Annotated in this window: 2 protein-coding genes; both read left to right on the plus strand. The window is 60.5% G+C overall.

Going from position 1 to position 1,581, the window contains the following annotated elements:
- Positions 1 to 1,101 (plus strand): RQC domain-containing protein (locus B3C64_RS08690; protein WP_291535093.1); only part of this gene is annotated, 1,101 nt, incomplete at its 5' end.
- Positions 1,102 to 1,321: 220 nt separating this feature from the next.
- The coding region (locus B3C64_RS08695; protein WP_291535094.1) for an S-ribosylhomocysteine lyase at positions 1,322 to 1,581 on the plus strand (260 nt) is incomplete at its 3' end.

Below are 1,581 nucleotides of genomic sequence, written 5' to 3' on the forward strand. Positions count from 1 at the left end.
CCCATCGCAGTGGCGTATCACGGCGGCATGAGTGCGGAGATGCGAAACCGCGCGCAACGCGACTTCGTGACCGACCGCGTGCCGGTCGTCGTGGCCACCAACGCGTTCGGCATGGGCATCGACAAATCCAACGTGCGGTTCGTCATCCACTACAACATGCCCGAATCCATCGAAGCGTACTATCAGGAAGCCGGCCGAGCCGGGCGAGACGGCGAACCGAGCCGATGCACGTTGCTGTGGAACGAATCGGACATCGTCACCAGACGAAGACTGCTCGACATGGACTACGACAACGATAGGTTGACGCAACAGGAGCAGGACGCCGTCCGCGCGTCCAAGCACCGTCTGCTCAACGCCATGGTCGGGTACTGCCGTACGACGGATTGCCTGCACGAGTACATGACCCGTTATTTCGGCGAGGACGGCGGCGTTTCCAAGGGCGACGACGGCATGTGCGCCGGTGGCTGCGCCAACTGCGGGCAGTCCATCGAAACCACCGACGTCACCGACACGGCGCGTGCCATCAGCCGTTGCGTGCATGACGTGGGAGCAAGCGTCGGAATCGGGAAGATCGTCAAGGTCCTGCGCGGATCCAAAGCGCAGGACATCGCCTCGCTCAATCCTGAACGCATGCCGACCTATGGAATGCTCAGGGACCAGTCGGAGGCGCATATACGCGACGTGCTGAACCAGATGGTCACCGACGACCTTCTGGAGATTACGGAGGGGAGGCTGCCGATCGTCCGATTCACCCACGATTCCCTGAAGACGGCCTCGCCGGACTTCCACTATGAGATGAAAACCATCAAACGCGGGCGACCAAGCCGCGTCGAAGGCGTGTCCCCGCGTCCGCTCGGCTCGTATACGCCCGAGAACGACGGGGACGAGGCGCTGTTCCAGAAACTGCGCGGCGTGCGCTTCGCCATCGCGCAGGAGAACAAGGTGCCGCCGTATATCGTGTTCTCCGATAAAACGCTGCGCGATATGACGCGAGTCAAACCGGTCGATGACGAGATGTTCCTCTCCGTGAACGGCGTGGGCGCCAGCAAACTCGCGAAATACGGCGAACGGTTCATGCAGGTCATCCGCGAATTCGCGTAGTGCCGCATCCAATCCAGGAAACGGCATCGCATCGGTTTCGGGCGCCGTGGCGTTCCGATTCCGCATAATGCCAGTGGAGATCCTGTATGCCGGAGTTCGCATGACGTCATGTGTCTGCAACACGTTATCAGCGACACGTATGGCAACGGGGTTGCCGTCATGGCCGAAACGGGACAGTATAAAAGGACGCTTATCTTAACTCAAGGAAAGGAACCCGACGATGGCAGAGGAGAAACCGGTCGTTGAAAGCTTCCAGTTGGACCACACCAAGGTGAAGGCGCCGTATGTGCGCTACATCGACACGGAAACCGGTCCGAACGGTGACGTGATCTCCAACTACGATCTGCGTTTGGTGCAGCCGAACGAAAACGCGATCCCCACGGGCGGATTGCACACCATCGAGCACACCATCGCCGTGCTGCTGCGCGAACGCATCCCCGGATACATCGACTGCTCGCCGTTCGGATGCCGCACCGGCTT

It is taken from the genome of Bifidobacterium sp. UBA6881 (genome assembly GCA_002451435.1).
Taxonomy (GTDB): domain Bacteria; phylum Actinomycetota; class Actinomycetes; order Actinomycetales; family Bifidobacteriaceae; genus Bifidobacterium.